Here is a 25,660-nt window from a genome sequence, read left to right as displayed (position 1 = left end):
GATTCACTCAGAGAGGTGTTGAATGCAACAGTGTGACAAGCAACAAAATGATTTTACTCCCCAAGATGTGGAAATAATCTCAAAGGAAACCGTGTTTAAAGGTTTCTTTAAAATGGTGAAATACCGTTTTAAGCATAGGTTATTTGCTGGTGGTTGGAGTGGGATTGTCGAACGAGAAATGTTCGAACGTGGTCATGCTGCGGCCATGCTCCCGTATGATCCTGTGACTGATCAAGTTGTGATCATTGAACAGATCCGAGTTGGGGCATTGGAACATTCATCTCCTTGGCAATTCGAAATTGTTGCAGGAATGATAGACCGTGATGAGTCCGCTGAAGAAGTGATTCGTCGAGAAGCAGAAGAGGAAGCAGGGATCCAAGTGGGACGCGTCACCTCGGTTACTTCTTATTACCCTTCTTCTGGTGGTTGCTCGGAAAAATTAGATGTGTTCATTGGAGAAGTGGATGCAACTAAAGCGCATGGCATTCATGGTTTAGACTATGAGAATGAAGATATTCGTGTTCATGTACTGAGCCGCGAAACGGCGTATCAATGGGTGAAGGATGGAAAATTCGAAAATGGTGCTTCTATCATTGCATTGCAATGGTTACAACTTAACCATCAAGAATTGAAATCACAATGGGGAGTTTCCCCAATCGGTGGAGAATAAGTAATGGCACAAGTAGCGGTAAAACAGCGATACCATGTTGACTTAGCGGGTCTGATGAGAACTTATGAGACCAACTACGCTAAGCTCAATGCTTTGCTGCCTGCTTCTGCCGAAGTTGGTGATATTCGTTGTTATCAAGCAGCGAGCATGGTTTACCAACTGACCGTGAATGAAATCACAAAATACACCACAGTTGTTGAGATATGTCAGAGTGATGAGATGCCGGTGTTTCCTTTACCGACGATGTCTGTCAGGCTTTATCACGATGCAAGAGTTGCTGAAGTATGCTCAAGCGGAGAGTTCTCTCGCATCAAAGCTAAATATGATTATCCCAACGACCAGTTGATGCAGAAAGATGAAAAACATCAACTTAATACGTTCCTTGGTGAATGGCTGACGTTCTGTTTACGAAGTGGCATTAGTCGATCGCCACTTGCCTTCAATTGATTGTCACGTCACTAAGGGAAAATAACAAAAAATTAAATAGTGGACGAATCAGGTTTTCATTTTGCAATCATCTAGTGACAGCATAAAGCTTATACAAATCACGGATACTCATCTGTTTGCCGCAGATGAGGGCAGTTTGCTGAGCGTAAGAACCGCCGACAGCTTTGAAGCCGTGGTGAAAGAAGTTCTTCATCGTCAAGTGCAGTTTGAATACATCTTGGCGACGGGTGATATTTCACAAGATCACAGTGCCGAGTCTTACCAGCGTTTTGCCGAGGGTATTGCGCCGCTGGAGAAAGCGTGTTTTTGGTTGCCTGGCAATCACGACTTCAAACCAAACATGGGGACGGTTCTACCATCACCTCAAATTCAATCTGTTGAGCACCTTTTGCTAGGTGAACATTGGCAGTTGATCTTGCTAGATTCACAAGTTGTGGGCGTGCCTCATGGGCGTTTAAGTGATCAGCAACTTTCCCTATTAGAAGAAAAGTTGTCTGACTACCCAGACCGACACACACTTGTGTTATTGCACCATCACCCGTTGTTAGTTGGTAGTGCTTGGCTTGACCAGCATACACTGAAGGATGCTGAGGCATTTTGGCAAGTTGTAGACCGTTTTGAGAACGTAAAGGGCATTTTATGTGGTCATGTGCACCAAGACATGAATGTTCTTTATAATGGTATTCGAGTGATGGCAACGCCTTCAACCTGTGTGCAGTTTAAGCCGAACTCCGATGACTTTGCGTTAGACACAGAGTGCCCAGGGTGGCGAGAATTAGAACTTCACCCAAGTGGTGACATTTCTACTGAGGTTAATCGCCTGACGGATGGGCAGTTTCAGCCAGACTTTACCTCAAACGGCTACTAACCAAATATCACGCCCGAACTTTATGTTCGGGCTTACTTTTTCTTCTGTGAGGCTTTTATGAGCAAACCGGCGCTACTACTGTATATCCATGGTTTTAACAGTTCGCCACTTTCAATGAAGGCGAATTTGATGAAAGAGTACTGTGAACAGCAGCGCCCAGACATTAAAGTTGTTGTGCCTCAATTGCCATGCTTTCCACAACTTGCCGCTCAATGTCTATTAGACATTGTTGAGCAATATAAAGGTGACTATAACATTGGTTTAGTGGGCAGCTCTCTGGGTGGCTACATGTCTACGTGGTTGAACGCGCAATTTGGTTTTCGTGCGGTCGTGGTTAACCCCGCGGTGAAGCCTTATGAGCTGTTGGTTGACTATTTGGGGGAGCAAACTAACCCATACACGCACGAAACCTATACACTTGAAGCTTGTCATATTGACGAGCTGAAAGCTCTTGATGTAAAAAGCATCGCGTCGCCTCAATCCTTCTGGCTGTTACAGCAAACAGAAGATGAGGTTCTGGATTATCGCCAAGCGGTAGAGAAATTTACCGATGCTAAGAAAACCGTAGAAGAAGGCGGTGATCACAGTTTTATTGGCTTTGAGCGTTATCCTGCTCAAATCATTAAATTCTTAAATTTGTGATTTCTAGAGCGATTGGAATAGGCTCATAGTTTTTATTGATATATCCAACCGTTTCTTGACATAGCGGGTATGCTTTCCGACTATGTTTTGCCGAAAAGATCTTAGGGGTGTAAAGCCCTGACTACTTTGTTATGCATGACCGATCAATGAGAAGGGTGCTGACGGGGTAGCTTTTTCGTTTCTCGAGTATCGCTCACCCATCGGTGAGGCTCGGGTTACAAGTAAACTTTGAGAACAATTCCGTATTATGACTGAACAATATAATGCTGGTGCCATTGAAGTACTGAATGGCTTAGAGCCAGTACGTCGCCGACCAGGGATGTATACGGATACAGCGCGCCCAAACCACTTGGGCCAAGAAGTTATCGATAACAGTGTCGATGAAGCGCTAGCCGGACATGCCTCAAAAGTACAAGTCATCCTACATGCTGACCAATCACTAGAAGTGATCGATGATGGTCGAGGCATGCCTGTTGATATCCACCCAGAAGAGAAGGTTTCAGGTGTTGAACTGATCCTATGTAAGCTTCACGCAGGTGGTAAATTCTCTAACAAGAACTATCAATTCTCTGGTGGTTTGCACGGTGTAGGTATCTCTGTTGTAAACGCGCTGTCTAAGCGTGTGGAAGTGACCGTACGTCGTGACGGTCAAGTGTATGAGATTGCTTTTGAACACGGTGATAAAGTTTCTGACCTGACGGTTGTCGGCACATGTGGTCGTCGTAACCGTGGTACCAGTGTGCACTTCTGGCCAGATGCTAAGTACTTTGATTCTGCAAACTTCTCAGTAACTCGTCTGGTGAATAACCTGCGTGCGAAAGCAGTACTTTGTCCTGGCCTAGAAATTACTTTCACAGATAAAGTAAACAACAAAGACTACAAATGGTTCTACGAAGATGGTTTGAAAGACTATCTAGCGGAAGGTGTGAAAGGTTATACCGTTCTGCCAGAAGAACCATTTACTGGTGAATTCTCAGCCGAAACAGAAGCAGCAAATTGGGCCGTGATCTGGCAGCCAGAAGGCGGCGAGATGATCACCGAGAGTTACGTGAACCTTATCCCGACGGCACAAGGTGGTACACACGTAAACGGCCTTCGCCAAGGTTTGCTTGATGCAATGCGTGAGTTCTGTGAATTCCGTAACTTGTTGCCTCGTGGCGTAAAACTAACTGGCGATGATGTCTTCGACCGTTGTTCATACGTCCTGTCGGTTAAGATTCAAGATCCACAGTTTGCCGGTCAGACTAAAGAGCGTTTGTCTTCTCGTCAAACCGCTGCGTTTGTATCCGGTGTAGTGAAAGATTCATTCAGCCTTTGGTTGAACGAAAAACCACAACTTGCAGAGCAACTTGCTGAAGTTTGTATCGCGAACGCGCATCGTCGTATGCGTGCGAGCAAAAAGGTTGTACGTAAGAAGGTAGCATCTGGTCCTGCACTGCCTGGTAAGCTAACGGATTGTTCAGTACAAGACTTAAACCGCACAGAAATCTTCTTTGTAGAGGGTGACTCGGCGGGCGGTTCTGCCAAACAAGCTCGTGATCGTGAGTTCCAAGCGGTGATGCCACTGCGTGGTAAGATCCTAAACACTTGGGAAGTCTCTGCAGACCAAGTTTTGGCTTCTCAAGAAGTTCATGACATCTCGGTAGCTTTGGGTATCGACCCAGACAGCGACAACCTAGACAGCCTTCGCTACGGTAAGATCTGTATCCTTGCCGATGCGGACTCGGATGGTCTTCACATTGCAACCCTTCTATGTGCTCTGTTTACTCGTCACTTCCGTGCTCTGGTTGAAGCTGGTCACATCTACGTTGCGATGCCGCCTCTGTATCGTATCGACTGCGGCAAAGAAGTTTTCTATGCCCTCGATGATGACGAAAAAGATGGCGTATTAGAGCGCTTGTCGAAGAAGAAAGCCAAAATCAACGTGCAACGATTCAAAGGTCTGGGTGAGATGAACCCACTTCAGTTGCGCGAAACAACCATGGATCCAAATACGCGACGTCTGGTTCAGTTAACCATCGATGATTCTGCGGCGACCATGGAAATGATGGACATGTTGCTTGGTAAAAAACGAGCAGATGACCGTCGCACTTGGCTACAAAGCAATGGCGATATGGCAGAGGTTTAACGGATGTCTACAGAAATTACTTATGATGGCGTTGAACAGTTGCCAATGCGCAAGTTCACTGAAGACGCTTATCTGAACTACTCGATGTACGTAATCATGGATCGCGCATTGCCATACATTGGCGATGGTCTAAAACCGGTTCAACGACGCATCATTTACGCAATGTCAGAGCTTGGTCTTTCGGCATCAGCGAAATACAAAAAATCAGCACGTACCGTTGGTGACGTACTGGGTAAATACCATCCGCACGGTGACTCTGCATGTTACGAAGCGATGGTACTCATGGCACAGCCGTTCTCTTACCGTTACCCATTGGTAGATGGTCAGGGTAACTGGGGTGCGCCAGATGACCCGAAATCATTCGCTGCAATGCGTTATACCGAAGCAAAACTGTCCAAGTTTGCTGAAGTTCTACTAGGCGAGTTAGGTCAAGGCACGGTTGAATGGCAACCAAACTTTGATGGCACGATGAAAGAGCCACAAATGTTGCCTGCGCGTCTGCCTCATATCCTGCTAAACGGTGTAACTGGTATCGCGGTTGGTATGGCGACGGATATTCCGCCTCACAATGTTCGTGAAGTAGCAGATGCAACCATCCACTTAATCGACAACCCGAAAGCTGAACTGCCTGATGTGATGCAGTTTGTGAAAGGTCCAGATTACCCAACGGAAGCAGAAATTACTTCACCACAAGCAGATATCGAGAAGATTTACCGTAACGGCCGCGGTAGTATCAAGATGCGTGCGGTATGGCACAAAGAAGGTTCTGATATCGTCATTACTTCTCTGCCACACCAAGTATCGGGTGCGAAGTTACTAGAACAAATCGCGAACCAAATGCGTGCGAAGAAGCTACCAATGGTAGATGACCTTCGTGACGAATCGGATCACGAGAACCCAACGCGAATCGTCGTTGTGCCTAAGTCAAACCGCGTTGACTGTGATTTGTTGATGAATCACTTATTCGCTTCAACGGATCTTGAGCGCAGCTTCCGCGTTAACTTGAACATGATCGGTCTCGATAACCGTCCTCAAGTGAAAGGTCTGGTACAAATTCTGTCTGAGTGGATTGAGTTCCGTCGTACTACTGTTCGTCGTCGTCTACAATATCGCCTAGACAAAGTGATGGCTCGTTTACACATCTTGGAAGGTTTGTTGGTTGCTTACCTAAATCTAGATGAAGTGATTGAGATCATTCGTACTGAAGACGACCCAAAAGCGGTCTTGATGGAACGCTTTGGTATTACTGATATCCAAGCGGATGCGATTCTAGATACTAAACTTCGTCATCTAGCAAAACTAGAAGAGATGAAGATTCGTGGTGAACAAGACGAGCTAGAAAAAGAACGCGAGAAGCTAGAACAGCTGCTTGGTTCTGAGCGTCGTCTGAACACACTACTGAAGAAAGAGATTAAAGCGGACGCAGAGAAATACGGTGATGACCGTCGCTCTCCATTGGTTGAGCGTGCAGAAGCAAAAGCGTTGACTGAGCGTGACCTAGTACCAAGTGAGCCAATCACAGTGGTGCTTTCAGAGAAAGGCTGGATTCGCCATGCGAAAGGCCACGATGTTGATGCAGAAGGCTTAAGCTATAAATCTGGTGATAACTACCTTGCGCATGCTCGCGGTAAGAGCAACCAACAAGCGGTGTTCTTCGGTAGCGATGGCCGAAGCTACTCATTAGAGTCACACTCACTACCATCAGCGCGAAGCCAAGGTGAGCCGATTACTGGCCGCCTGAACATCACGGCTGGTAGCAGTATTCGCCAAGTGATCATGGGTGAAGATGAGCAGCTATGGCTGGTGGGCTCTGACGCGGGTTACGGCTTTGTATGTAAAGGCTCTGAGCTACTGTCTAAGAACCGCAGTGGTAAGGCACTCGTGACACTTCCTGCTAACTCTGAAGTGATGACACCGAAGACGATTGCGGATCTGGATTCGGATGAGATCTTAGCAATCACCAACCAAGGTCGTATGCTGTTGTTCCCGATTAAAGACCTGCCGCAACTGGCGAAAGGTAAAGGCAACAAGATCATCAATATTCCAGCGGCGAAAGCTAAAGAGCGCGAAGAGGTTCTGTCTCACTTGATGGCATTGCCACAAGGTGCTTCTCTGACGTTGTATGCCGGTAAGCGCAAGTTGGGATTGAAACCAGCGGACTTAGAAAACTTCCGTGGTGAACGTGGCCGCCGAGGTAGCTTATTGCCGAGAGGCTTGCAGCGCGTAACGCGTATTGAAGTGGATATGGGGGGAGCCTCAGACACTTCAGAAGAGCCAAGTGATAGCGAGTAACACACAAACAAAAATCCCAGCCAATGGCTGGGATTTTTTTATGCTTCTTGTTTGTCTTCGGCGATGGTGACTTTTACGTTCATCTCTTTACCCTTGCGGATAATCCCAACGTCGACTGACGTTCCTGGTCGCAAGTCAGTGACAATGTCCATAACGCTTTGTCGCCCTTGAACTTTGGTGCCATTGATACTGATGATGATGTCTTGTTTCTCAAAGCCAGCAGCACTTGCAGGGCCATTTGGATCAATGCCAAGTACGACAATGCCACCAATGTGTTCATTGCCCAATAGACGAGCGGTCACGGCGTTAATATCTTGGCCATCAATACCGATATAGCCACGGATTACTCGGCCATCTGCGATGATCTTCTGCATGATCTTGTTGGCGAGCGGTGCCGGAATGGCAAACGAGATACCGTAGGTTTCAAGGTCTGTCGCTTGTTGGAATGACGCGGTATTGATACCGACCAGTTCACCTTGGGTGTTCACCAATGCACCTCCGGAGTTACCCTCGTTGATTGCTGCATCGGTCTGAATAAAGGCTTGTCGACCATCACTGATTGATGAACGACCTGTCGCAGAGATAATGCCGAATGTTGTGGTTTGTCCCAAGTTGTAAGGGTTACCAATAGCCAGTACAACATCGCCCACCTGAGGCTTATATTCAGAGTTCAGAGGGATAACCGGTAGGTTAGAGCCTTCGACACGCAAAATCGCGATATCTGTGCGTTTGTCAGTCCCCACCAACTGTGCGGCTGCCACTCGGCCATCTTGAAGTGCGACAACAATTTGGTCTGCTTGCGCCACTACATGATAGTTCGTGATGATGTAGCCTTTCTCACTTACGATCACGCCGGAACCCAAGCCTTGTGTAGAAAGCTTGCTGCGGTCATTTTCAACGTATTTGCGGCTGTAGATATTTACTACGGCAGGTGCGGCTTTTCTCACGGCTTGATTAAAAGACACTTCAAGTGAGGCGATATTACTCGGTTGTGTATCAACGAGGGCGTCAGGAATGACATTGCTACGCAAAGAAGGGACTGCGAGCAACACTATGACGGCAGTTGCTAAGCCTAAAAAGACAGAACGTAACAAAAAGCTAAGCATAACCTCTCCATGATTGGGCGCCCGATTGGGATAGAAAAGAGAAGGATAGCACTACATTGAAAAATAACAAAAGGGCAAGACGTGATCGCCTTGCCCTTTTAAAAAACCATGACATACAAGGTAAAGTATAGGAGTGTTCCCGAATAAAACGGAGAAGCACTCATCGCTCTTGTTGATGGATTATCGAATAACTAAGTAAACCGTGCGGTCTCCACGTTGAACATTGATTGCTAACACGCCTTTGTGCTTCTCAACGATGGCGCGTAGCTCCGCTAAGTTCTTCACGCGTTTGCGATTCACACCAATGATGATATCGTCTTGCTCAAGTTGGTACTGTGCTGCAGGTGAGTTCTCGACCACGCTGGTCACCTTGACCCCTTGAATCTTATCGTTTGGTGTCGTGTTACTTAACTCGGCACCTTTTAAGCCCTCATGCAACGTTTCAGCCTTCGCTTTGATATTGGTAGACTCGCCTAAAGTGACATCAAAACTCTTGCTCTTACCGTCACGAATCACACCAAGTTCAATTTTTTTGCCAGCACCTAGTGTTGCAACTTTGGCGCGAAGTTCAGAGAAGGTATCAATCGATTTACCATTGACGGAAACAATCACGTCTCCGGCTTTCAAGCCTGCTTTATCAGCGGCACTGTCTGGGACCACTTGACTAACAAAAGCGCCTTTGCTTGACTCGTAACCTAGTGCTTCTGCCAATTCTGAAGTGACTTCACCACCCTGAACGCCCAACATACCGCGTTTCACTTCACCAAACTCTAGAATTTGATCCGTTAGGTTTTGCATCATGTTGGATGGAATGGCAAAGCCGATACCAACATTACCGCCATTTGGGCCTAAGATTGCGGTATTAATACCAATCAGTTCGCCATTGAGGTTCACTAATGCGCCGCCAGAGTTACCGCTATTGATAGCCGCATCGGTTTGAATGAAGTTCTCAAAGTTCTCCACGTTTAAGCCGCTTCGGCCAAGTGCAGAAACAATACCAGAAGTGACCGTTTGTCCTAGACCAAATGGGTTACCAATTGCCACGGTAAAATCACCCACACGCAATGCGTCTGAATCTGCCACTTTAATTTGAGTTAGGTCTTTCGCCTTTTCTAATTTAAGCAAGGCAATGTCCGACATTTCGTCACCGCCAACCAATTCTGCGTCGTACTCTCTACCATCGTAAAGGCGAACTCTAATATCATCTGCGCCTTTGATTACGTGGTAGTTTGTTACTATCTGACCTTTCTTCGCGTCAATGATCACGCCTGAGCCCAACCCTCGGAATGGACGTTCTCGAGTTTGTTCTGTTGGAAATTCAGGGCCAAAGAAAAACTGAAACTGTTCTGGAATACGGCTGGTTTGCACCTGTTTGCCCTCTACCGCAATGCTGACGACCGCAGGGGTCACTTTTTCTAGCATAGGTGCAAGGCTTGGTAATTGCTCACCATCAACACTTAAAGGAAGTGCTGCCGTAGCTGAGATTGGGGTGATGATTGAACTTAAGCTTAAAGATAGAACGGTTAACGCAAGCAACGGTTTTTTCATCCAATAACTCCTCTTGAAACCAGTCTGCCAAAAAGAAATATCCTAACCATTATGTGTTTAAGTATTGGTCTGGATAATCGAAACGGGGTGGCAGGTCACTGCAAGTTAGAGATGAGTTGCTTAAGAAAAGTTCAAAAAGGGTCAACACAAATTGATAAGAAATGAATATGTATTGACCCAATAGGAAGAAGAGAGAAGGTTAAGAGGCTTTCGCTGTGACGGCTTCAGGTGCGTCGATGATCTCTTTTTCTTTATCTTTCAAAAGGCCGGTTGCGCCGTTGGCATAGTCTTTTGGTTGTTCATTGACTTCAGATGGTTGCTCTTCAATTTGCTCTGAAGACATCGCCGTTTTCTTGTCGAATGGGTTGTCTTGCTCAGGCAAGTTTGGCAAGAGTTCTGATGAAGTCTTTGCCATATGTTGGTACAGCTTAGTGTAATCTTTACCTAGCGTATCCAACATTTCTGCGGTTTGTGCAAAGTGATCGACCAGCTCTTGACGTTGTTGCTCTAGTTCAAATTTGGCTGCTTCTAGCTCTTTTTGCACAGACTTTTGTTTTTTGTATTCGGGGGTGGTTAGTCTACTAATGACTACGCCTACGATTGTACCGACCAGCAAACCCACAATGGCATAAATCCAAGGCATAACTGCTCCTTATAGTTGTTTTAACAAGTCTTTTACTACTTAGTTACACGCGGTGCTTGTCCATGTTACTATGGCTTGAACAGCCGATAAAGAAAAATAGCGGTATGTCTTCGGGGACTGATATCCACATCTCTCTATTCCTAATACTGACCCCGAGGTGACAAAATTTCTCTGTACCTCTGATACGACCCAGTGCCATGACACCATTAAAACGATACCAACAAGACATAGCCAAGCATGGATTCCAACGTGATGAAGCGCAATATAGCGCGGTCGTCGCTTTAGATGAACTTTACCATGCCATCGCCGACTTTCAGTCAGCACCTATTCCTCAGCTTAGCACTTGGCAAAAGTTACTAGGTAAAAAAGTCGAAATGCCAGAACCTCCTAAAGGACTGTACTTTTGGGGAGGTGTAGGGCGCGGTAAAACTTACCTTATGGATGCCTTTTTTGACGCCTTACCAACAGAAAGGAAAATGAGGGTGCATTTTCATCGCTTTATGTACCGAGTACATGATGAATTAAGGCGTTTAGGTGATGTAGAAAATCCGCTTTCTAAAGTGGCAGACTTGTTTAAGAAAGAATCAGATATTGTTTGTTTTGATGAGTTTTTCGTTTCAGACATTACCGATGCAATGATCTTAGCGACGTTGCTTCAAGAGATGTTTAAACGTCAAATGATTTTGGTCGCGACCTCGAATATTGAACCTCAAAATCTATATCGCAATGGTTTGCAACGCGCACGTTTCATGCCTGCAATTGCCATGATCTTAGAGCGTTGTGATGTGCTCAATGTCGATAGTGGTGTGGACTACCGTTTAAGAACCCTAGAGCAAGCTGAGATTTACCATTACCCACTTGATGAGCAAGCGTCCGTTAACCTTAATCAATACTACCAACAGCTGATTGGGGAAAGAAAAGCCGCAACGAATACGATTGAAGTGAATCATCGCGAGGTTGCAGTGATTGAGGCCAGTGATGGTGTGTTGCATGCTTCTTTTGCTCAGTTGTGCCAAACTCCGCGTAGCCAAAATGATTACATTGAGCTGTCTCGAATCTACCACACCGTATTGCTTGCGGACGTGATGCAGATGGACCGTAAAGTCGATGATGCAGCAAGGCGCTTTATTGCGTTAGTCGATGAGTTTTACGAGAGAAACGTGAAATTAATCATTTCCGCCGAAGTGGCGATGGAGGCGCTTTATAGCGATGGGCTACTGGAATTTGAGTTTAAGCGTTGTTTGTCTCGATTAACTGAGATGCAGAGTCGCGAATACCTAGCGAGAGAGCATCTGGCGTAAAAAACAGCAACTCATCTTAAAAAAGTGAAGAAAAAATTAGTGATTTGGCGCAAAAAAAGGTGATTTTTTCTTCGCTCTTCTCTATAATCCTGCGACCCACCGTTACTGCAGACCTGAATATCGAAGTTATTTCGGCATAGAAGGTCGAGAGAACCAACGACTCGAAGGGGTGATGACTGGGCTCTTAGACAGTGTGGGAACACAATACTGTGTTCCTTTAAAGTTTAAAATTTAATTAACGGGTTATTATTAGCATGAAAACTTTCGTTGCTAAACCAGAAACTGTAAAACGCGACTGGTATGTTGTAGACGCAGAGGGTAAAACTCTTGGCCGTCTAGCAAGTGAAATTGCATCTCGCCTACGTGGCAAACATAAAGCTGAGTACACTCCTCACGTTGACACTGGTGATTACATCATCGTTATCAACGCTGAGAAAGTTGCTGTAACTGGCAACAAAGCTAAAGGCAAAGTGTACTACCGTCACTCTGAATTCCCAGGTGGTCTAAAATCTATCACTTTTGAAAAGTTGATCGATCGTAAACCTGAGATGGTTCTTGAGCTAGCAGTTAAAGGCATGCTTCCACGTGGTCCTCTAGGCCGTGCTATGTACCGTAAGCTTAAAGTTTACGCGGGCGCTGAGCACAACCATGTTGCTCAACAACCACAAGTACTAGACATCTAATTGGGGATTTCGAAAATGGCAGAGAATCAATACTACGGCACTGGCCGTCGCAAAAGCTCAGCTGCGCGTGTTTTCATCAAACCAGGCAGCGGCAACATCGTAATCAACAAGCGTAGCCTTGATGAGTACTTCGGTCGTCCAACTTCTCGCATGGTTGTTAAACAACCTCTTGAGCTAGTTGAACTAACTGAGAAGCTAGACCTATACGTTACTGTTAAAGGTGGCGGTATTTCTGGTCAAGCTGGTGCTATCCGTCACGGTATCACTCGCGCTCTTATGGAGTACGATGAGTCTTTCCGTCCTGCTCTACGTGCAGCTGGTTACGTTACTCGTGACGCTCGTTGCGTTGAACGTAAGAAAGTTGGTCTACGTAAAGCACGTCGTCGTCCACAGTTCTCTAAGCGTTAATTTCCTCTTACTGGAAATTATGCTTTTCCAGAGTTTCTCTGGATACTGTGTACCAAAGCTCGGCTATATGCCGAGCTTTTTGTTTTTATAACCTTCTGTTTTTATAACCTCAGTTAAACGTCTGTTTTTTGTTTCCCGTCGCTTCAGCATCTCTCCTTAATATCCTGGCAACATTTGTTTGTCTTATGTACTGCTTTATGTAATTTATTCGTGCTACAAATCGCACATGATAAAAGTGGAGAGTACCTTCACATTCTTGAAATATCTTTCTGCTTAATCCGCTGAAAACAACCGAAATAAAAGGCGTTAGCTCTTGTTTTTAGTCGTTATTCGTTTCGCTTTCTTGTTACAAATCACATCTATTTTTTATAATTTTGCCGCTTTTGTGACGGCGTGGGCGATTTGCCTCACAAATGTTACAAAAAGGTAGCTTTATCTTGTCAAAAAGTAGGGTTTTCTTTATCATTTCCCCCCAATAAATAGAACTAAATTCATAATTTGTTAGCCATGCTCTTATAAGCGGAATAATAACGATCCAAAGGGAGCAAATGGGAGAATGTTTGGATGAGCAACGCGCCTTTAAATAACGGTCGCAGGCGTTTTCTAACCGCTACAACGGCAGTTGTTGGTGGCTTAGGGGCAGCTGCCGTCGCCGTTCCTTTTATCAAATCATGGAACCCGAGTGCCAAAGCGAAAGCTGCTGGCGCGCCGGTGGAAGTGGATATCAGTAAAATTGAACCAGGCCAAATGGTCCGTGTTGAGTGGCAGGGTAAGCCTGTATGGGTAGTACGCCGAACTCAAGAAGTGGTCGATAATCTTAAGAGTATTGATGGTCAGCTTCGTGACCCGCAATCAGAAATGGAACAACAACCAGTTTATGCTCAGAACGAGTACCGCTCGATCAAACCTGAGTATTTTGTGGCGGTTGGTTTCTGTACTCACTTGGGCTGTTCACCTACTTACCTACCAGATACGTTCTCAGAACAAGTACAAGGCGTTAAGTCGGGCTTCTTCTGTCCTTGTCATGGTTCTAAGTTTGATATGGCTGGTCGAGTGTTCCAGGGTGTTCCAGCGCCACTGAACTTAGTCGTTCCTAAGCACATGTACTTGAGCGACACCAAGCTCATGATCGGTGTTGATGAGGGAGATGCATAATGCAAGCGATATTAGACTGGGTAGAAAAACGTATTCCAGCGATGAATGCTTATAAAAAGCACTTGTCTGAATACCCAATGCCAAAGAACTTCAACTTTTGGTACCTTTTCGGTTCCTTGGCAATGTTGGTACTTGTTAACCAGATTCTTACCGGTATTTGGCTAACGATGAACTACGTTCCGTCTGGCGATGGCGCGTTTGCTTCTATTGAATACATCATGCGTGATGTTGAGTACGGTTGGCTATTGCGTTACATGCACTCAACTGGCGCTTCGGCGTTCTTTGTCGTTGTGTACCTACACATGTTCCGTGGTCTGATCTACGGTTCTTACCAAAAGCCTCGTGAGCTACTGTGGATCTTCGGTATGTTGATCTTCTTGGTTCTAATGGCAGAAGCGTTCATGGGTTATCTACTACCATGGGGTCAGATGTCATATTGGGGTGCCCAGGTAATCATTTCTCTATTTGGTGCGATTCCTGTTATTGGCGACGACCTAACGCTTTGGATCCGTGGTGACTACATCATCTCAGGTGCAACACTAAACCGTTTCTTCGCACTACACGTAATTGCACTGCCTATCGTTCTGCTTCTTCTTGTTGTGCTACACGTACTGGCCCTGCACGAAGTCGGCTCTAACAACCCTGATGGTATCGAAACGAAGCTACCAAAAGGCTCTATGGGTGACGATTACAATACGCAATTTAAGTTCCACGACTACTACACGAAGAAATACGACATCATCGACTCAATTCCTTTCCATCCATACGGTACGGTTAAGGATCTTGTTGGTGTTGCTGGCTTCTTGTTCTTCTTCTGTTATGTATTGTTCTTCAACCCAGAAATGGGTGGGTACTTCCTTGAGCCGCCTAACTTTGAGGCAGCAAACCCATTGAAGACACCTGAGCACATCGCTCCGGTATGGTACTTCACACCGTTTTACGCAATCTTGCGTGCGGTTCCAGACAAACTATTGGGTGTAATCCTAATGGGCGCGTCTATTGTGGTGCTGTTTGTTCTTCCTTGGCTGGATCGCTGTAAAGTACGTTCGTACCGTTACCGTAGTAAGATCCATCTATTTAATATTATTCAATTCACTATCGCCTTTATTGCTCTGGGTATTTTGGGTGCATTGCCGGCAACGCCGTTGTACACGATTCTGTCTCAGATCTTTAGCTTGTGTTACTTCATGTTCTTTGTATTGCTGTTCTTCTACAGCAAAAATGAAGCAACCAAACCATTACCAGAGAGGGTGACATTCAAATGAAGAAGTGGATTGTAATTCTATTTGCTATGCTGCCGTCTCTTGCTATGGCAGCAGGTGCCAACGTTCCGTTAGATAAGGCGAACGTGGACTTAACGGATAAGGCTTCGCTGCAAAATGGCGCGAAACTATTCATGAACTACTGTTTTGCTTGTCACTCAACGCAATACCAGCGTTACGAGCGTGTTGCGACAGACTTGGATATTCCGATTGATCTAATGAAAGAAAACCTGATCTTCGATCCAGAAGCAAAGGTTGGTGATCTAATGGTAAATGCAATGCCTGCGAAGCAAGCGGCTGACTGGTTTGGTGCTCCGCCACCAGACTTAACTTTGGTTGCTCGAGTTCGTGGTGCAGATTGGCTATACACTTACCTGCGTTCTTTCTATGTTGACCCATCTCGTCCATTTGGGGTGAACAACATTGTATTCCCAAGTGTTGGTATGCCGCATGTGCTTGAAGAGCTTCAAGGTATTCCTATGCCAGTTTACGGCACTAAAATCGTAGATGGTGAAGAAGTACAAGTCGTTGTTGGCACACAAACCAGCGGTACGGGTGAGCTAAGTTCTGGCGAATACGACAAAGCAGTCGGCGACCTCGTGAACTTCTTGGTGTACTCCGGTGACCCTGTTCAACTCGAACGTCATGCAATTGGCTGGTGGGTAATGGGCTTCCTAGTTCTATTAACTATCGTTGTCGTGTTGCTCAAGAAAGAGTATTGGCGTGATGTGCATTAATTGTGCTATCATACCGTGCTAATTCCCAATTTTAATTGACGAATAATGGAGGCTAGCGCCTCCATTATTTTTATTTGTAAGTGTACTGGAGGGCTCCATGGCTGTAGCTGCCAATAAACGTTCTGTGATGACTCTTTTCTCGAGTGCATCAGATTTGTATAGCCATCAGGTTCGCATCGTACTAGCTGAAAAAGGCGTAAGCGTTGAAGTTGAGCTTGTCGATGAAGCAAACCTTCCTGCTGAGCTTGTAGAGTTAAACCCATACAAATCAGTGCCAACTCTTGTTGACCGTGAGCTAGCTCTTTACGATTCAAAAATCATCATGGAGTACCTGGACGAGCGTTTCCCTCATCCACCTCTAATGCCTGTTTACCCAGTAGCTCGTGGTAACAGCCGCTTGATGATGTACCGTATCGAACGTAACTGGTACTCACTCGCTGAAAAAGTGGTTAAGGGTAACGCGGAAGAATCAGAAAAAGCGCGTACTAAACTACGTAATGATCTTCTGACTCTAGCGCCTATCTTTGCTGAGTACGAATACTTCATGAGTGAAGAGTTCAGCCTAATCGATTGTTACCTAGCACCACTATTGTGGCGTCTACCTCAACTAGGTATTGATCTTGTTGGCCCTGGCTCAAAAGAAATCAAGGTTTACATGAACCGCGTGTTTGAACGTGATTCATTCCTAGCTTCTCTAACAGAAGCTGAACGTGAAATGCGCCTAGTTCGCTAATTAACGGTTCAGTTTACTTGTTATGGATATTGCTAAAATGACTGCTCGCCGTCCGTATATGCTTCGTGCATTTTACGATTGGCTAGTAGACAACGACTTAACTCCGCACTTGGTTGTAGATGCAACTATGCCAGGTGTGCGTGTACCAGTTGAGTTTATTCAAGATGGTCAAATCATCTTGAATATTGCTCCACGTGCTGTTGGTCATCTAGAGTTGGGTAATGATGCGATTACCTTTCAAGCCCGCTTTAGTGGTCGCCCGCATTCCGTTATCGTGCCAGTGTATGCTGTTCAAGCTATCTATGCTCGCGAGAATGGCGCTGGGACTATGTTTGAGCCTGAAGAAGCTTACACTCACATCGAAGAAGAGGGGATTGTTGAGGAAGATGTATCTCCAACGTTCTCTACCGTAAGCGATGAGCCTTCTGAGGCTGCGGAAACCGAATCGGAAGAGGAAGAAACGCATCGCCCGAAAGGCAGACCAAGCTTAAGAGTTATCAAATAAAAAAAGCAGCGTTTACGCTGCTTTTTTCTTTTCATTTATCTACGCTGCAACACTAATTCACGTCAGTTTCTTCTATCGGCGTTGCTTTTGTTGTGGTATTCAAGTCACTGACTTCAGCTTCTTGGCTTTTTACCACTTCGGACTCTTCTACTTCGAGTGGTTTTTCATCGCCGTATTGGAACCCTTTAATGACTTGTTTTACTCCAGAAATGTTTCGTGCGATATCAGTTGCTTTCTGACTTTGCTCAGGTGTCACGTAACCAAATAAGAATACGTCGCTGTCTTCGGTAATGACTTTTACTTTCACACCGTTTAGATCGCTGTCAGTCAACAAGGCGGATTTTACTTTTGTGGTAATCCAACTGTCGTTGCTGATTTGAGTTACGCTCAGTGGCTCTTTCTGTTTAATTTGATTATGGATGTTCTCAACGCCATCAACTTCACGTGCTCGATTTTCAAACTCATTGATGAGCTCTTGAGTCGGTGCTTGTCCCATTAGAACAACCGTTCCGTTGTATGCGCTAGCGACGATACGAGCCTTGCCTTTGAAGGGGGCTTTGTTACCGATGGCCGCAACTTCGAATTCGATGTTGTTGTCTTGCCAAATCTCTTTGGTGGTTCGCGTATCAGTGACGATATTGGCAGTTGTCGCTGCCCCGGCAATAAATAAACCTGCACAACCACTCATACTGAGTGCTGCACATAAAATGACAAGACTACGTATCATAATTCTAAACTCTCAATCTGGATTATTCTTCGTGAGCTGGGAAAAGCACTTGGTCGATTAGATCGCACAGGCAGTGAAGTGTCACCATATGAACTTCATGAATGCGCGCTGTACGGTGGGATGGAATACGAATTTCAACGTCGTGCTCACCCAGTAGACCAGCCATCTCACCACCATCTTTACCCGTAAAAGCAATGATCGTCATGTCGCGAGTTACTGCGGCTTCCATTGCTTTAATGACGTTTTTGCTGTTGCCACTGGTTGAGATCGCCAACAAGATATCGCCCGGTTGACCAAATGCGCGTACTTGCTTAGAGAAGATCTCTTGGTAGTGGTAATCGTTCGCTACAGCAGTCAATGTTGTGTTGTCTGCTGTTAAAGCCATTGCTGGAAGGCTAGGGCGTTCAGTTTCGAATCGGTTCAAAAGGCAAGAGACAAACTGTTGCGAGTTCGAAGCACTGCCACCGTTGCCACAGCATAGGATTTTGTTGCCATTGAGCAGGCTCGACACCATTGCTTGAGCGGCGTGAGTGATGGCATCTGGCAGCGCTTCTGCTGCCGCAATTTGAATTTGAATACTTTCTGTAAAACTGTCTTTAATGCTGTCTAGCATCGTTTATCCTTCAGAGATTGCATTTTGTATCCAGTTAATGTCTCTACCACTGTCGTGAATGGCGACCACATCAAACCGATAATCTATATTTTGTGCCATACGTTTTTGCTGGCTTAGCCAAATTTGGGCTGTTTTGACTAGTTTACGCATTTTTGCGCGAGTGACCATCTCTGCTGCTGAGCCAAAGCGATCATTATTACGATATTTGACCTCAACAAAGACGATAGTTTCACCTTGTTGGAAGATTAAATCAATTTCGCCGACTTTGGTCAGAAAGTTTTGAGCTATAAAGCGTAAACCCTGACGCTGCAAATATTGCTTCGCCAGGGTTTCGTATTGATCACCGATTTGTCGCTTGCTAAAGAGCCCCACGCTCGGCCCAGTCTAGCTCGCGTTGCACAACACAGTTGTTGTCAATGCTAAGTACACCTGTTTGGCCGCTTACTGAGTAACCCGGCAGAAGCTTCATCTGTGGTAACTCACCAATGAGCTTATAGGCGTCCATACCAAGTGCTTCTAAACGTTTTTCCATGTTGGATTGATCTGACCATAACTCGTTCATTTCTGCCATAACGGTAGGGTCAGGGTTGATCAACATTGGAATGTCACTGTAAGCCACACCAGATAGATCTTCATACGTTGCACCACCACTGTTACTGCGTGAATTTGAGAACAGTTTTGGTGGCTTCGCATCTGGGTTAATCGCTACTTCAATAAAGGGCTTAATCAGTGTTAGCTCAGAGCTTCGTGCGACAATGTAAACCGCATCGACATCACGACGACTGCGTGGTGGGCTCTCTAAAGAAATACGCATGAGTGACTGCATTTGGGCTATACGCTGCTGGCTCTCTTGTAGACCGAATACATTGTTAATGTTCTTCTGTAACTGACGTTTATCGCCAAAGTAGCTCGAAGCCACTTTATTTGAGCTGTACTTGCGCCACTCTTCATTGAAGGCTTCAACCACACGCTGACCGTAGGCGCCATTCGGAGCCAAGATCATTGGGAATTGGTAGCCCTGATTGAAAAGGTACTTCGCCGCTTGTGCGACTTCTTGCTCTGGAGACAGTGCTAGGTAACACATGTCTGTTCCTGGTTGAACTTCCTCTGGGATGTTCAATGCCAGTGCTGGGATCTTCACACCAGTTTCTGAGCCATCTAGTGTTGCTTGCAGTTTCTCAACGTTTTCTTTCTGTAGTGGTCCCACAACAAAGTCGATATTCTCATTGATTAAGCGCTGTTTGATTTGGTCTGCACTGTACGCGTGAGTATCAATTACGGTTAACGTTGCACTTGGGTCGCGTACATCATCATTCATCATTGCGAAGATGAAACCATCACGGATCAACTGAGCTTGCGGTGCAAATTTACCGGTTAGTGGTAACAATAGCGCCGTATTGTTTGGTTTCACAATATCCAGCGACAAGATATTTTGGATTTCTGCTGGCGTATAAACCGCAGCTGGGTGTGATGGATTTTCGTCTAACCAGCGCTCTAAGGTGTTTTGTAATTGAGGTAAGTTACTTGAAAGTGTTTTGGCGTAGATAGCTAATTGCAGCCACCCGTCCAGCACATCTTCATTTGGCGCTGTTTGCAATGACGTTAATTCGTTTTCAGAATAGCTGCCAAAATTCATCCAAATTCGGCTAGAGATCTCACGTTGTTCTGCGGATGAAGCATATTGACCTTGAGCTACGAGCTGACGGTTTGCTTCGAACGGTTGGTTCAGACTTTGATAAGCGTCAGCACGCAATTGGTAGTAGTCTTTCCACTGCTCACTTGGCAGCTTCCACCATGATTGGAAGTTCAACGTTTGCAGCAATTGAGAGTAATTGCCTTGCTTTTGTTGTATGGTCGCTCGAGCCAGTTGCCATTCAGCTTGTTGAACTTCGGTCAATTGCTGGCGGCCAAGTCGCTTGATAAGCAACTCTGCTTGATCCAATTCGTTGGCTTGAATCGCCGCTTTTGCAGCCATGATCAACCAGTCGTTTTGTAGGCTACCTTCCGTGCTATCAGCTTGAATCATGTAGTTCTGAGCAGACTGTGTAGGCTCTAGTGTAATGTCTACGCTATCTGGTTGGCGCGGGCCTGAAGAACAGGCGGCGAGCGTAATTGCCAGTGCAACAGGAGTGAGTAAGCGTGGTACACTGAGTCTCTTATGGTTCATCATTGCCGTGAGTTCTCTATAATTTTGTACAAAATTGTCTCTATATTAATCGTTGAAGTGATCGTAAACAAATGACAGATAAAAATAAGTTGCCGAATGAGGGGCCAACTCTCTACATCGTACCGACTCCAATCGGAAATTTAGCGGATATCACTCAACGTGCTATCGAAGTTCTGTCGAATGTGGACATCATTGCCGCTGAGGATACTCGACATACGGGCAAATTACTGTCTCACTTCAATATCCAAACCAAAACTTTCGCGCTACACGATCATAACGAGCAGCAAAAAGCGCAAGTTTTGGTTGAAAAGCTACTATCAGGTCAGTCAATCGCTTTGGTGTCTGATGCTGGTACGCCGCTAATAAGCGATCCAGGATACCACTTGGTAACAAAATGTCGTCAAGCGGGCGTTAGAGTTGTGCCTCTTCCTGGTGCGTGTGCGGTCATCACTGCGTTAAGTGCGTCGGGCTTGCCATCGGATCGTTTTAGCTTTGAAGGCTTTCTACCACCGAAAAGCAAAGGCCGTAAAGACAAGTTCTTAGAAATTGCGTCAGTGGAACGCACTTGTATCTTTTATGAATCACCGCATCGCATTTTAGACTCTCTACAAGACATGTTAGACGTTCTTGGCCCAGAACGAGAAGTCGTGTTAGCTCGTGAGTTAACGAAAACCTTTGAAACTATTCAGGGAATGCCACTTGGCGAACTGATTGAATGGGTGAAAAGTGACGGAAACCAACAACGTGGTGAGATGGTACTCCTTATTCACGGTCACCGTGATTCAAGCGAAGAATCGCTACCAGACGAAGCGACCCGCACTTTGGCTATTCTGACAAAAGAACTGCCGTTAAAGAAAGCTGCAGCATTAGCCGCAGAAATCTACAGCCTGAAAAAGAACGCACTTTATAAGTGGGGCTTAGAGAATCTGAACTAGAAGTCCGTAGAGCGTTGGCGCTTCGGTAGTTTCCTTTAAGCGCCGTTAGTTTTCAGAGTTATCTAGATAAGATTAAGAAGGGGAGTCGTTAACGCGACTCTCCTTTTGTTGTTTATGAGTGGAGGAGTTTTTAATCTTACATAGACAGGGGTAAGAAGTGCGTTGTTAATGTAACTGTGCATTTATTTTCCCACTTTAACTTTCAAGGCCATCTTTCGGAGCATCATGATCTCGAGTTCCAAACCTTAGTGCTCCATTTTTCTTTCTCTCGGAGCGAAGCGTTTCCATTCGCTGCTGTCTTTTTGAGCACTTAACCCGCCGTTTTCAGCAATTCTGTTATCTCACTAGACTCTGAGTAGATAACTCTATACAATCCGCCCTCGGAGCTGACTGGGTAGTCGCTGCTTTGTTGATGTCCTTCGGGAGACTGACGTTGAGGTCCCTTTGGGAGACTGACGTTGACGTCCTTCGGGAGACTGACAAAGGGGAGGAAAGTCCGGGCTTCATAGAGCAAGGTGCCAGGTAACGCCTGGGGGGCGCAAGCCTACGACAAGTGCAGCAGAGAGAAGACCGCCGATGGCCTTAGGGCACAGGTAAGGGTGAAAGGGTGCGGTAAGAGCGCACCGGACGACTAGTAATAGTTCGTAGCAGGGTAAACTCCACCTGAAGCAAGACCAAATAGGCCTCCACATTGCGTTGCTCGCGTAAGGAGGCGGGTAGGTTGCTCGAGCCAGTGAGTGATTGCTGGCCTAGACGAATGGCTACCGCCGCGCAAGCGGAACAGAACCCGGCTTATGTGTCGGCTCCACCTATTCGAGACCCATCACTACTTCGGTAGTGATGGGTTTTTTGCATTTTATTGACGCAAACTATGTCATTACCAATAAACTTGGCGCTGAATCACGTCTAACTTTAGACTTGAGGTGGCGATGATGTGGGAAATCAGTACACTAAAGAATCGCTTCAAGATCATTCAACGAGAAAGCTATGACCGAAACATTTCAACATATCTCAGTGTTATTAAATGAATCCATTGATGGCTTGGCTATCAAACCCGATGGTATCTATATCGATGGAACATTTGGCCGTGGCGGTCACAGCCGAACTATCTTGTCGAAATTAGGCGAAAACGGCCGCTTGTACAGCATCGATCGCGACCCTCAAGCAATTGCTGAAGCAGGCAAAATTGACGATCCTCGTTTTACTATCATCCATGGCCCATTTTCAGGCATGGCACAGTATGCAGAAGAGTACGATCTTGTGAGTAAAGTCGATGGTGTATTACTAGACCTTGGCGTTTCTTCTCCACAGCTTGATGATGCTGAACGTGGCTTTAGCTTTATGAAAGATGGCCCGTTAGATATGCGTATGGACCCGACTTCTGGCGTTCCAGTTTCACAATGGTTGATGGAAGCTGATCTTGATGATATCACTTGGGTGATTCGTGAGTTTGGTGAAGACAAACATGCACGTCGCATTGCCAAAGCTATCGTGGCATACCGCGAAGACGAAGAAAACGAGCCGATGGTTCGCACTGGTCAGCTAGCGAAGTTGATTTCGGACGCCGCACCAAAGAGCTTCAAAGAGAAAAAACACCCAGCAACCCGTGCTTTTCAGGCTTTTCGCATTTACATCAATAGTGAATTAGAAGAAATTGATACTGCACTAAAAGGCGCGGCAAGCATTTTGGCTCCAGAAGGTCGCCTATCGGTCATCAGCTTCCATTCGTTGGAAGACCGCATGGTGAAACGCTTTATCCGTAAAGAGAGCAAAGGCCCAGAAGTGCCACATGGCATCCCAATGACGGAAGAACAAATCCGAGCATTGGGCAGTGCAAACATGAAAGCGGTGAGCAAGGCGATTAAGCCAACGAAGCAAGAAATCGAACTCAACCCTCGCTCTCGTAGTTCAGTACTAAGAATTGCAGAAAAGCTTTAATTATTATGACGAAAACCACTCCTAATCTTGCTAAGTTGATTGCGACGGATTTGATTTCCGTTGGTCGCTGGTCGTTATTGTTGATGATTTTAATATTCTCATCGGCAATGGGAGTGGTCTTTGCCACCCATCATGCGCGTCAAGCGATCACTGAAAAAGATCATACATTGGTTGAGCGAGAGCGATTGGATAGCGAATGGCGCAACCTAATGTTGGAAGAAACAGCCCTCGCGGAACACAGTCGCGTTCAAGACTTGGCAAAGAAGGATCTTGAAATGAAACGACCAGATGGCGATAAAGAAGTGGTTATCACGCTAAAATGATTGGAAAGAAAGCCAAATCGAAACAAGGAAATTCGCGCAAGCCAGCAGCCAAAGAAAAGAAAGTGGTTGCTGCAAAGTCGCAACCCACCAAAGAAGCAAAAGAACCTCAAGAAACAGACGTTGTTGAACCCGAATCCTTTTTGATTCGCTGGCGCTTTCAGTTACTGCTGTTTTTCGTCTTTTGTGCATTTGCCCTACTCGTTGGGCGCGTTGCCTACATTCAAATCATCGAGCCTGATAACCTTATCAAGCAAGGTGACCTTCGTTCAGTCCGTGTTAAAGCCATTCCTTCTGCGCGCGGTATAATTTCTGATCGTAATGGCGAACCTCTTGCCGTTAGTGTTCCTGTTGAGGCTGTATGGGCCGATCCAAAAACCATCTTCAAAGAGGGCGCGCTACAGCAAACCAAAAGTTGGTATGCATTAGCTGACGTTCTTGGTTTGGACCGACAAGGCCTGATCAATAAGATCAAGAAAAATGAAAAGCGTCGCTTTATCTACCTTCAGCGTCAGGTAAGCCCTGCGATGGCTAACTACATTCGTGAACTCAAACTACCCGGTGTAGGCTTGAAATCTGAATCTCGTCGTTACTATCCTGCTGGTGAGGTTAGTGCTCACTTAGTCGGTGTTACGGGGATTGATGGTCATGGTCTAGAAGGTGTAGAGCGAAGCTATGATGAATGGTTAACTGGTGCTGCAGGCAAGAAAACCATTCGTAAAGACCGCTATGGCCGTGTTGTTGAGAATATTGCTCTTGAAGAGAAACAAGAAGGTAAACCGCTACAACTGACTATTGATCAGCGAATTCAAGCTGTTGCTTATCGCGCAATTAAACAAGCGGTTGCTGACCATCGCGCAACATCTGGTTCTGTAGTGGTGCTTGATGTAAAAACGGGCGCTGTGTTGGCGATGGTGAACGCGCCATCTTATAACCCAAATAATCGTAGCGATTGGCAAAGTTACAAAATGCGTAACCGAGTAATCACCGACTCTTTAGAGCCGGGCTCTACAATTAAGCCATTCGTTGTTTTAGCCGCCTTAGAAAATGAGGTCGCAGATAAAGACACCATCGTAGATACTGGAAACGGTATTCTTCAATTGGGTGGCAGCCGTGTTCGTGATGCACCAAAGGTAGGAAAAGCGAGCTTAACGACCATCTTGAAGAAATCGAGTAATATCGGTGTGACCAAGTTAGCTATGCGTATGCCAGTAGAAGCATTGCTTGGTTTATACAGTTCTGTTGGTTTGGGAGAACTTTCTGGCTTGAACTTAGTCGGTGAAGTTGTGGGTATTTTTCCGAGTCGCTCGCGTTGGTCGCCAATTGAACGCGCCACCATCGCCTTTGGTTACGGTTTATCGGTGACCCCAATTCAGTTAGCGCATGCTTACGCAACCTTGGGTAACTTAGGTAAATATGAGCCGATTCATATTATCGAAAGTAACGACAACGATATGGCTCGCCAAGTTGTTAGCCAAAAAAATGCACGCCTTGTACTCGATATGCTGGAAACGGTAACGCAAAAAGGCGGTTCAGCCCGTCGTGCTGCGGTTCCGGGCTATCGAGTTGGTGCCAAAACGGGTACGGCTCGAAAAGCAACCGCTGGTGGCTATAGTGATGAGTACATCAACTACACGGCCGGTGTTGCTCCTGTGAGCGATCCAAGACTTGCATTGGTTGTTGTAGTTAATGAACCGCAAGGTGATGACTACTATGGCGGTTCAGTTGCTTCGCCAGTCTTTTCTGAAATCATGAAAGGCGCGCTGCAAATTCTGAATGTTGCCCCTGACGAAAACAAATTCCAACAGTAGGCTTCGATGTTTACTGAGAAA

At 45.8% G+C, this 25,660-nt stretch carries 25 protein-coding genes and 1 other RNA gene; 19 read left to right on the top strand and 7 right to left on the bottom strand.

The features are described from left to right. The first annotated feature begins 22 nt into the window (after nt 1–22). The 6 genes from nudF (at nt 23) to parC (ending at nt 7,047) form a co-directional block, all read left to right on the top strand. Nucleotides 23–670: an ADP-ribose diphosphatase gene (gene nudF, locus ATB76_RS08020; protein ID WP_038866210.1), complete on the top strand. Its 648-nt coding sequence runs from the start codon at nt 23–25 to the stop codon at nt 668–670. Between the two features lie 3 nt (nt 671–673). After that, nucleotides 674–1,117, top strand: coding sequence for a DUF1249 family protein (locus tag ATB76_RS08015; protein WP_038866212.1), 444 nt, complete (start codon nt 674–676; stop codon nt 1,115–1,117). 61 nt (nt 1,118–1,178) lie between these two features. After that, on the top strand, nt 1,179–1,985 hold the full coding sequence (cpdA, locus tag ATB76_RS08010; protein WP_038866216.1) for a 3',5'-cyclic-AMP phosphodiesterase: 807 nt from the start codon (nt 1,179–1,181) through the stop codon (nt 1,983–1,985). Between the two features lie 57 nt (nt 1,986–2,042). Continuing rightward, entirely contained in the window at nt 2,043–2,627 is a 585-nt protein-coding gene (gene yqiA, locus ATB76_RS08005; RefSeq protein ID WP_038866218.1) for an esterase YqiA, read from the top strand. Between the two features lie 247 nt (nt 2,628–2,874). After that, on the top strand, nt 2,875–4,755 hold the full coding sequence (gene parE / locus ATB76_RS08000) for a DNA topoisomerase IV subunit B (protein WP_038866219.1): 1,881 nt from the start codon (nt 2,875–2,877) through the stop codon (nt 4,753–4,755). Between the two features lie 3 nt (nt 4,756–4,758). After that, nucleotides 4,759–7,047 (top strand): DNA topoisomerase IV subunit A, encoded by a 2,289-nt coding sequence (gene parC, locus ATB76_RS07995; RefSeq protein WP_038866220.1) that lies wholly within the window; start codon nt 4,759–4,761, stop codon nt 7,045–7,047. Between the two features lie 38 nt (nt 7,048–7,085). Here parC and degS read toward each other — a convergent pair whose 3' ends face one another. The 3 genes from degS to zapG form a co-directional block, all read right to left on the bottom strand. Continuing rightward, nucleotides 7,086–8,153: an outer membrane-stress sensor serine endopeptidase DegS gene (gene degS / locus ATB76_RS07990; protein WP_038866223.1), complete on the bottom strand. Its 1,068-nt coding sequence runs from the start codon at nt 8,151–8,153 to the stop codon at nt 7,086–7,088. Nucleotides 8,154–8,333: 180 nt separating this feature from the next. Continuing rightward, a complete protein-coding gene (locus tag ATB76_RS07985) occupies nt 8,334–9,701 on the bottom strand; it encodes a Do family serine endopeptidase (RefSeq protein WP_038866225.1) in 1,368 nt (455 codons plus the stop codon). Nucleotides 9,702–9,900: 199 nt separating this feature from the next. After that, entirely contained in the window at nt 9,901–10,344 is a 444-nt protein-coding gene (gene zapG / locus ATB76_RS07980; RefSeq protein WP_038866227.1) for a Z-ring associated protein ZapG, read from the bottom strand. Nucleotides 10,345–10,541: 197 nt separating this feature from the next. Between zapG and zapE the strand changes: the two genes are divergently transcribed. The 8 genes from zapE (at nt 10,542) to sspB (ending at nt 17,128) form a co-directional block, all read left to right on the top strand. Next, the gene (gene zapE, locus ATB76_RS07975; protein WP_038866229.1) at nt 10,542–11,645 is read left to right on the top strand and encodes a cell division protein ZapE; all 1,104 of its coding nucleotides are present in this window, start codon (nt 10,542–10,544) and stop codon (nt 11,643–11,645) included. Between the two features lie 254 nt (nt 11,646–11,899). Further along, nucleotides 11,900–12,328: a 50S ribosomal protein L13 gene (gene rplM / locus ATB76_RS07970; protein WP_005436093.1), complete on the top strand. Its 429-nt coding sequence runs from the start codon at nt 11,900–11,902 to the stop codon at nt 12,326–12,328. Between the two features lie 15 nt (nt 12,329–12,343). Continuing rightward, nucleotides 12,344–12,736: a 30S ribosomal protein S9 gene (gene rpsI, locus ATB76_RS07965; protein WP_038866232.1), complete on the top strand. Its 393-nt coding sequence runs from the start codon at nt 12,344–12,346 to the stop codon at nt 12,734–12,736. A 564-nt stretch (nt 12,737–13,300) separates the two neighbouring features. Continuing rightward, nucleotides 13,301–13,891 carry a ubiquinol-cytochrome c reductase iron-sulfur subunit gene (gene petA / locus ATB76_RS07960; RefSeq protein WP_038866234.1) on the top strand — a complete coding sequence of 197 codons (591 nt, stop codon included), beginning with the start codon at nt 13,301–13,303 and terminating at the stop codon, nt 13,889–13,891. Next, complete coding sequence (locus tag ATB76_RS07955) at nt 13,891–15,156, top strand: cytochrome bc complex cytochrome b subunit (RefSeq protein WP_061035022.1); 1,266 nt, start codon at nt 13,891–13,893, stop codon at nt 15,154–15,156. The genes petA and ATB76_RS07955 overlap by 1 nt, the downstream gene beginning before the upstream one ends. Beyond that, nucleotides 15,153–15,890 (top strand): cytochrome c1, encoded by a 738-nt coding sequence (locus ATB76_RS07950; RefSeq protein WP_042599749.1) that lies wholly within the window; start codon nt 15,153–15,155, stop codon nt 15,888–15,890. The genes ATB76_RS07955 and ATB76_RS07950 overlap by 4 nt, the downstream gene beginning before the upstream one ends. A 97-nt stretch (nt 15,891–15,987) precedes the next feature. Further along, complete coding sequence (sspA, locus tag ATB76_RS07945; protein WP_005436105.1) at nt 15,988–16,623, top strand: stringent starvation protein SspA; 636 nt, start codon at nt 15,988–15,990, stop codon at nt 16,621–16,623. 22 nt (nt 16,624–16,645) lie between these two features. After that, nucleotides 16,646–17,128 (top strand): ClpXP protease specificity-enhancing factor, encoded by a 483-nt coding sequence (gene sspB / locus ATB76_RS07940; protein ID WP_061035021.1) that lies wholly within the window; start codon nt 16,646–16,648, stop codon nt 17,126–17,128. 52 nt (nt 17,129–17,180) lie between these two features. Here the strand turns inward: sspB and ATB76_RS07935 are convergent, their stop codons facing one another. From ATB76_RS07935 to ATB76_RS07920, 4 genes are read right to left on the bottom strand one after another with little or no spacing between them, the layout of a single operon-like run. Further along, nucleotides 17,181–17,855 carry a BON domain-containing protein gene (locus tag ATB76_RS07935; RefSeq protein WP_038866243.1) on the bottom strand — a complete coding sequence of 225 codons (675 nt, stop codon included), beginning with the start codon at nt 17,853–17,855 and terminating at the stop codon, nt 17,181–17,183. Nucleotides 17,856–17,877: 22 nt separating this feature from the next. Beyond that, complete coding sequence (locus ATB76_RS07930; protein WP_038866245.1) at nt 17,878–18,468, bottom strand: phosphoheptose isomerase; 591 nt, start codon at nt 18,466–18,468, stop codon at nt 17,878–17,880. 3 nt (nt 18,469–18,471) lie between these two features. Beyond that, nucleotides 18,472–18,840: a YraN family protein gene (locus tag ATB76_RS07925; protein WP_038878239.1), complete on the bottom strand. Its 369-nt coding sequence runs from the start codon at nt 18,838–18,840 to the stop codon at nt 18,472–18,474. Beyond that, nucleotides 18,827–20,638, bottom strand: a complete 1,812-nt coding sequence (locus ATB76_RS07920; protein WP_039974726.1) for a penicillin-binding protein activator — start codon at nt 20,636–20,638, stop codon at nt 18,827–18,829. Before ATB76_RS07920 ends, ATB76_RS07925 begins: the two co-directional genes overlap by 14 nt. A gap of 68 nt (nt 20,639–20,706) precedes the next feature. Between ATB76_RS07920 and rsmI the strand changes: the two genes are divergently transcribed. From rsmI to ATB76_RS07895, 5 genes are all read left to right on the top strand, one after another. Continuing rightward, the gene (gene rsmI, locus ATB76_RS07915) at nt 20,707–21,570 is read left to right on the top strand and encodes a 16S rRNA (cytidine(1402)-2'-O)-methyltransferase (RefSeq protein WP_038866251.1); all 864 of its coding nucleotides are present in this window, start codon (nt 20,707–20,709) and stop codon (nt 21,568–21,570) included. 382 nt (nt 21,571–21,952) lie between these two features. Beyond that, nucleotides 21,953–22,381: RNase P RNA component class A (gene rnpB, locus ATB76_RS07910), an RNA gene on the top strand. 176 nt (nt 22,382–22,557) lie between these two features. Next, a complete protein-coding gene (gene rsmH, locus ATB76_RS07905) occupies nt 22,558–23,508 on the top strand; it encodes a 16S rRNA (cytosine(1402)-N(4))-methyltransferase RsmH (protein ID WP_061035020.1) in 951 nt (316 codons plus the stop codon). Between the two features lie 5 nt (nt 23,509–23,513). After that, nucleotides 23,514–23,831, top strand: coding sequence for a cell division protein FtsL (gene ftsL / locus ATB76_RS07900; RefSeq protein ID WP_038866253.1), 318 nt, complete (start codon nt 23,514–23,516; stop codon nt 23,829–23,831). Further along, on the top strand, nt 23,828–25,639 hold the full coding sequence (locus ATB76_RS07895; RefSeq protein WP_096030829.1) for a penicillin-binding transpeptidase domain-containing protein: 1,812 nt from the start codon (nt 23,828–23,830) through the stop codon (nt 25,637–25,639). Before ftsL ends, ATB76_RS07895 begins: the two co-directional genes overlap by 4 nt. Nucleotides 25,640–25,660 lie beyond the last annotated feature (21 nt).

Origin of the sequence: Vibrio sp. MOR3 (assembly GCF_001557775.1) — a bacterium.
Taxonomy (GTDB): domain Bacteria; phylum Pseudomonadota; class Gammaproteobacteria; order Enterobacterales; family Vibrionaceae; genus Vibrio; species Vibrio jasicida.
This window is presented reverse-complemented; position numbering and strand designations above follow the sequence as displayed.

What these genes read in the sequence shown, in the direction of transcription:
- nudF (WP_038866210.1), top strand. Translation starts at nt 23, where the DNA reads ATGCAACAGTGTGACAAGCAACAAAATGATTTTACTCCCCAAGATGTG.
- ATB76_RS08015 (WP_038866212.1), top strand. Translation starts at nt 674, where the DNA reads ATGGCACAAGTAGCGGTAAAACAGCGATACCATGTTGACTTAGCGGGT.
- yqiA (WP_038866218.1), top strand. Translation starts at nt 2,043, where the DNA reads ATGAGCAAACCGGCGCTACTACTGTATATCCATGGTTTTAACAGTTCG.
- parE (WP_038866219.1), top strand. Translation starts at nt 2,875, where the DNA reads ATGACTGAACAATATAATGCTGGTGCCATTGAAGTACTGAATGGCTTA.
- parC (WP_038866220.1), top strand. Translation starts at nt 4,759, where the DNA reads ATGTCTACAGAAATTACTTATGATGGCGTTGAACAGTTGCCAATGCGC.
- degS (WP_038866223.1), bottom strand. Translation starts at nt 8,153, where the DNA reads ATGCTTAGCTTTTTGTTACGTTCTGTCTTTTTAGGCTTAGCAACTGCC.
- ATB76_RS07985 (WP_038866225.1), bottom strand. Translation starts at nt 9,701, where the DNA reads ATGAAAAAACCGTTGCTTGCGTTAACCGTTCTATCTTTAAGCTTAAGT.
- zapG (WP_038866227.1), bottom strand. Translation starts at nt 10,344, where the DNA reads ATGCCTTGGATTTATGCCATTGTGGGTTTGCTGGTCGGTACAATCGTA.
- zapE (WP_038866229.1), top strand. Translation starts at nt 10,542, where the DNA reads ATGACACCATTAAAACGATACCAACAAGACATAGCCAAGCATGGATTC.
- rplM (WP_005436093.1), top strand. Translation starts at nt 11,900, where the DNA reads ATGAAAACTTTCGTTGCTAAACCAGAAACTGTAAAACGCGACTGGTAT.
- rpsI (WP_038866232.1), top strand. Translation starts at nt 12,344, where the DNA reads ATGGCAGAGAATCAATACTACGGCACTGGCCGTCGCAAAAGCTCAGCT.
- petA (WP_038866234.1), top strand. Translation starts at nt 13,301, where the DNA reads ATGAGCAACGCGCCTTTAAATAACGGTCGCAGGCGTTTTCTAACCGCT.
- ATB76_RS07955 (WP_061035022.1), top strand. Translation starts at nt 13,891, where the DNA reads ATGCAAGCGATATTAGACTGGGTAGAAAAACGTATTCCAGCGATGAAT.
- ATB76_RS07950 (WP_042599749.1), top strand. Translation starts at nt 15,153, where the DNA reads ATGAAGAAGTGGATTGTAATTCTATTTGCTATGCTGCCGTCTCTTGCT.
- sspA (WP_005436105.1), top strand. Translation starts at nt 15,988, where the DNA reads ATGGCTGTAGCTGCCAATAAACGTTCTGTGATGACTCTTTTCTCGAGT.
- sspB (WP_061035021.1), top strand. Translation starts at nt 16,646, where the DNA reads ATGGATATTGCTAAAATGACTGCTCGCCGTCCGTATATGCTTCGTGCA.
- ATB76_RS07935 (WP_038866243.1), bottom strand. Translation starts at nt 17,855, where the DNA reads ATGATACGTAGTCTTGTCATTTTATGTGCAGCACTCAGTATGAGTGGT.
- ATB76_RS07930 (WP_038866245.1), bottom strand. Translation starts at nt 18,468, where the DNA reads ATGCTAGACAGCATTAAAGACAGTTTTACAGAAAGTATTCAAATTCAA.
- ATB76_RS07920 (WP_039974726.1), bottom strand. Translation starts at nt 20,638, where the DNA reads ATGATGAACCATAAGAGACTCAGTGTACCACGCTTACTCACTCCTGTT.
- rsmI (WP_038866251.1), top strand. Translation starts at nt 20,707, where the DNA reads ATGACAGATAAAAATAAGTTGCCGAATGAGGGGCCAACTCTCTACATC.
- rsmH (WP_061035020.1), top strand. Translation starts at nt 22,558, where the DNA reads ATGACCGAAACATTTCAACATATCTCAGTGTTATTAAATGAATCCATT.
- ftsL (WP_038866253.1), top strand. Translation starts at nt 23,514, where the DNA reads ATGACGAAAACCACTCCTAATCTTGCTAAGTTGATTGCGACGGATTTG.
- ATB76_RS07895 (WP_096030829.1), top strand. Translation starts at nt 23,828, where the DNA reads ATGATTGGAAAGAAAGCCAAATCGAAACAAGGAAATTCGCGCAAGCCA.